This is a genomic window from Vibrio sp. D173a (genome assembly GCF_030248475.1).
This window is the reverse complement of record NZ_JAHGAH010000322.1, coordinates 1-5,040: the sequence shown is the minus strand read 5'-3', so window position 1 is coordinate 5,040 and position 5,040 is coordinate 1. Positions and strand designations below refer to the sequence as shown.

General features: G+C 44.5%; 3 protein-coding genes. 1 reads left to right on the top strand and 2 read right to left on the bottom strand.

Going from position 1 to position 5,040, the window contains the following annotated elements; translation table 11 throughout:
- Window positions 1–1,148 precede the first annotated feature (1,148 nt).
- Together KIV40_RS25130 and KIV40_RS25125 are read right to left on the bottom strand one after the other, a co-directional pair.
- Entirely contained in the window at window positions 1,149–2,108 is a 960-nt protein-coding gene (locus KIV40_RS25130) for a chromosome partitioning protein ParA (RefSeq protein WP_285351935.1), read from the bottom strand.
- A complete protein-coding gene (locus tag KIV40_RS25125; protein WP_285351933.1) occupies window positions 2,105–3,433 on the bottom strand; it encodes a sphingomyelin phosphodiesterase in 1,329 nt (442 codons plus the stop codon). Before KIV40_RS25125 ends, KIV40_RS25130 begins: the two co-directional genes overlap by 4 nt.
- 287 nt (window positions 3,434–3,720) lie before the next feature.
- Here KIV40_RS25125 and KIV40_RS25120 point away from each other — a divergent pair, with 287 nt between their 5' ends.
- Window positions 3,721–4,881 carry a DNA cytosine methyltransferase gene (locus KIV40_RS25120; RefSeq protein WP_012127588.1) on the top strand — a complete coding sequence of 387 codons (1,161 nt, stop codon included), beginning with the start codon at window positions 3,721–3,723 and terminating at the stop codon, window positions 4,879–4,881.
- Window positions 4,882–5,040 lie beyond the last annotated feature (159 nt).

Genomic DNA, 5,040 nt, shown 5'->3' with positions numbered 1-5,040 from the left:
GATTAAACACCGCAACTTGGAAAACGGATTTGGCTAAATCAATTGAGATTGTGCTAGATTGATTCATGGTATGGGCTCCTATTTTGGTTTGTACCTGTAACTTTAGCTGACACAGTCAGTTGAGGTGGGGAGTCCATACCATTGAGAGTAATTCAGAATCTACCTACCAAGTGCTGCTGAATCCCGATGTTCTCAAAGTTCCAGCTCGCTGTCCCTAGATTCATAGTCGCGCTTAGGCTTGCTGGAATGACTCGTTTTAGGTTTAGGAGTTGGTTTATAGGGATTCAACTCGCACTGAGGCTCCCAACAGCGTCATTCCCTAGAGTGAAGAATGAGCGAGTAGGGAATCTCAATTCACACTCATGAAGTAAATGTCGTCATTCTGAAAAGCGAGGAACGAGAGTAATTCAGAATCTACCTACCAAGTGCTGTTGAATCCGGATGTCCTCTTAAAGTTCCAGCTCGCTGTCCCTAGATTCCTAGTCGCGCCTAGGCTTGCTGGAATGACTCGTTTTAGGTTTGGGTGGTGGTTTATAGGAGCTCATTTCAAACAGAGACTCCCAACAGCGTCATTCCCTAGAGTGAAGAATGAGCGAGTAGGGAATCTCATTTCACACTCATGCCCGAAATGTTGTCATTCTGAAAAACGAGGAACGAGAGTAATTCAGAATCTATCCACCAAGTGCTGTTGAATCCCGATGTTCTCAAAGTTCCAGCTCGCTGTCCCCAGATTCCTAGTCGCGCTTAGGCTTGCTGGAATGACTCGTTTTAGGTTTAGGAGTTGGTCTATAGGGACTTAACTCGCACTGAGACTCCTAATAGTGTCATTCCCTAGAGCGAAGAATGAGCGAGTAGGGAATCTCATTTCACACTCATGAACTAAATGTCGTCATTCTGAAAAACGAGGAACGAGAGTAATTCAGAATCTACCCACCAAGTGCTGCTGAATCCCGATGTTCTCAAAGTTCCAGCTCGCTGTATCTAGATTCCTAGTCGCGCTTAGGCTTGCTGGAATGACTCGTTTTAGGTTTAGGAGTTGGTTTATAGGGATTCAACTCGCACTGAGGCTCCCATTAGCGTCATTCCCTAGAGTGAAGAATGAGCGAGTAGGGAATATCATCGTTATATTTGCTCAGAAAAACCAGCCATTAACCTGCAAAAAACGCGCGGCGAAAGTCCGCAACCTCTTGTTGGTAATAACGTTGCCACTCAGAATCTGACCAACTCGCGTGGCTGGTGGCTCTTTGCGATGCCAGCCTTGATTCCAGCTGCTGCAACTCACTTTGATAATCGCGTACTTGCTGCTTTTGCTCTGCAACTTGCTGCTCTCGGGCGACTATCTCTTCACTCTCTTGCTCAGAAAGGTAGTTCTGTTTAAATGCCTGAATCAACGCCTCACGCTCTGATTCAGTTATGCCATCAGGAATCAACGCGACTGCTCGCTCATACTTGGCTTGGTGGCTCTCTAAACCCAACGCGGCTTCACGGCCTTGCCACGTTTGGAGCAAATCCTCGTAGGCTTGTACATAGTCTTGAGCTGGAGTTGAAGCCAATTGCTCGGCTTGCAAACTAAAATCGTACAGCGCGAATTCATCAGCAAAAATCACTTCTGCCAGTTCACCCCAAATCTTTTTTGCTTCTGATTTGAGAAGCGCGATACGAGACGCCAGCGGCTGTTGCTCATCAAACAATAAATTTCCCAAGCTTTGCTGCCAAAGGCTATTGAGCTGGTGGTAATTCGCTAGCAGGGCAAAACGCTCCGCAGACAAATGCGCTTCAAGCTCAGCCAATTGAGATTCGCAGTTGTGGTCAGACATACACGTATGCCAAAACATTTCTATCTCTTCTTTGAATGCTCTCCCTTTGAGCTCACTCAAGCGCTTAGCTATGGCCTCAATCGGAGAGGGCATCTCTTTGGCTTTCGGTACGATGACCTTACCAGTCGATTGACTCACCCCTAAAGAGGCTCCGTCGTTCGTTTGGGGTTCAGAAACCTTTTCCAATGCAGAAGATAACGGCAATAAGCTTCCACTCTTGCCTCCATTGGCTGAAAACCAAATTGTGCCCGCTACCACAGCGGACACAGTAATTAACGCGATTGGCTTCATGGCTTGAGCACTGTACTTACTGGGAAATGATCCGACAGATTGTAATGCTTCCATAGACTTGCTGCCGTTGAACGTGGAACATCTACGCGGTTATCGTTAAACGACTTCGCGCCATATTCACTACTCACCATCACGTAGTCGAGGTACTCCACATTGTCGCCACCAGATAACGCTTTGCCTGCAAAGTTGTTAATGCGCGGGTCAAACGTCGACGCGGTATAACCGGAATACTCAGGCTCAACCGCGCTGAGGTTCGCGATCATCTGTTGGTAATCACCAGGAAACTTCAACTTATTCACATTGAAGTCGCCGCTGTAAACCACGGTTTCATTGGCTTGGATATTCAAGGATTTAGCCATCGCACGCATCTGCTTGAACTGACGCTGACGATGCTCACGCGCGATGTCGGTATCAGAAGAGGCGGCATGAGTAGCAAAGACATGGTAAGCCTGACCACCTTTAATGATCTCCGCATAATTTATGCCCTTGTCGGCGAAGCAGTCAGTACTAGAACAATCGGGAAAGACGTACTGCGCCTGATTCACGATAGGGTAGCGGCTCACAATTGTCACGCCGCCGTCATGAATGTTGAAGCCATCCTTATCCAGCATTTTGGTTTGATATGGGTATTCTTTAGCAAGCTCACGCAAAAACGCCTCTCGACCATCCGCAAACACCTCTTGCAGAGCGACCACATCGTAACCTTTCACGTATTCAGGAATCAGCTCGTAGCGGTCACCAATGTGAGAAGCCACCGCTGGCAGTGCCCAAATGTTGTAAGTCACCAACTTAAGGTGCTGTTCGTTATCATCGGCAATTTCATCGACCTTGTTCGGCGTGATGGTGTAATACAAGTCATCATAGCGCGCAGTTTTGTCAGATTTAAAAGCCAGCTCGGTTGTACTAGTGCCAAATGCATCGGTATCAGAGCGGTGGATGTTGCGATCCTCCTTTAATGCCAGAACCACATCGGCAGCGGATACGCCATATTTAATGGTGGAGTTATACCAATGGCCGTCCATCACTTGCTTTAAAGTAATGCTTTCACCCAAGGAGTTAGAAACTACGGTCTCGAAGCGATACTGCTGACCGGTTCGAACGCCTTCCCAGCGGTTAAAACTTAAAATTGATTTAGTTTCCCACGGGCCAAGCACTTGCACATGTTGTTGCCACTCTTCGCCGTATTCCAATAAGTCACTGCCTTCGTGAGTGACTTGAATCGTTAAAGGTTGGTCCGAGTTATTCGTTAGGTATACATCGGTATCTGCGAAGCTTGGCAGTGCGAGTAAGCCACTTAGCCAAATAATCCATTGTGTTAGTTTCATCTGTCTGTCCATATGTCGAATTAGAGTTATTATTCTTATTAATAATTACGACTAGCACGTTAAATATGGATGACAGCAAACCGCACGTCGGACTTTGATAATAAGTTGTGATCTTTGTTCGGATTGAAGCTAAAATACAGAGTATTCCCCCTCCTTCCTTATACTGTGTATTTAGACAGTTGTTGTGGTAGAATACCCGCGGTTTTCGTGAAAGCTGGAGAATCAGCTGAACTCAGTTAAAATCTAATATCAGCTCACATTCGAATCGGTTATGATTATCGGCTTACATGAATTTATCGATAGAACTAACAGTTAAAGGTTCAAGTTTGTCTGTAGCAAAACCACCAATTATTTTTTCATTTTTTTCCGGTAGTGGCTTTTTAGATCTTGGCTTTGAAATGTCCGGGTTTGATGTTCGTTTTGTGAACGAATTCCACGAACCTTTCTTAAATTCTTACAAGTATTCAAGAAAACAAATGAATTTGGCTGAACCCAAATATGGCCATTTCTTAGGAAGTATTGAAGATTTTGTTACCGGAGAGCGGGCAACTGAGCTCTCTGGGTTTGTGAACAATGCCAAATCAGAGTCTTTAGTGGGCTTTATAGGAGGCCCTCCATGCCCTGATTTTTCTGTTGCTGGTAAGAACAAAGGTTCTGAAGGGGAAAATGGCAAACTCAGCCGAGTATATATAGATGCGATCATCAAAAATAAGCCAGACTTCTTTTTGTTTGAAAACGTAAAGGGCCTTTGGAGAACTGTCAAGCACAGAGCATTTTATGAAGAGATGAAAGAACGGTTAGAAATGGCAGGGTATGTACTAACCGACCGCTTAACTAATTGTATTGAGTATGGTGTACCACAAGATAGGGATAGGATATTACTTTTTGGTATCCTTAAATCACGAGCAGGAATCATACAGTCTAGTACTCTGGAAGAAAAATTTGATTGGCAGTCAAAGGTTAAGTTTGACCGCAATAAAGTGTTAGACAAAAAAATCTGGCCTAGTCAGGAAGAGTATGCACAAGATTCTGTCAAGGTCTGCCCCAAAACCTTGGAGCAATACAGAGAACTAACTGTTGAACATTGGTTTATAGAAAACAATGTATATGAACATCCTAATGCTTCTCATCACTTTAAACCGCAAGCTCTACATAGGTTCCAGACGGTTCTTGAGGGTGATGATAGCAAGAAGTCATTTAAGCGTTTGCATCGTTGGCGGTATTCTCCTACAGCTGCATATGGTAATAACGAGGTACATTTGCACCCGTATAAAGATCGTCGTTTGAGTGCAGCTGAGTCTCTAGCAATACAATCACTTCCTAAAGAGTTTTGCTTACCACCTACAATGACGTTATCAGATATGTTCAAGACTATAGGTAACGGTGTTCCATTTATTGCTTCGAAAAAGATTGCAGAAACAATTAATACTTATTTGGACACATTATAAAAGGTGGAGCTTAGGCTCTAATGCCGTTCACTTAAGGTGATCGGCATTGTTTTTTCTAGGGTATCGGCTTGGCTTTTTCTTAACGACTCTAGGGAAGGATCTTTCTCTCCTAGGTTCAAGTATTAAGCTCTCACTCATTGAGTAGAAGTTTTCGAGTTG

What these genes read in the sequence shown, in the direction of transcription:
- KIV40_RS25120 (WP_012127588.1), top strand. Translation starts at nt 3,721, where the DNA reads ATGAATTTATCGATAGAACTAACAGTTAAAGGTTCAAGTTTGTCTGTA.
- KIV40_RS25130 (WP_285351935.1), bottom strand. Translation starts at nt 2,108, where the DNA reads ATGAAGCCAATCGCGTTAATTACTGTGTCCGCTGTGGTAGCGGGCACA.
- KIV40_RS25125 (WP_285351933.1), bottom strand. Translation starts at nt 3,433, where the DNA reads ATGAAACTAACACAATGGATTATTTGGCTAAGTGGCTTACTCGCACTG.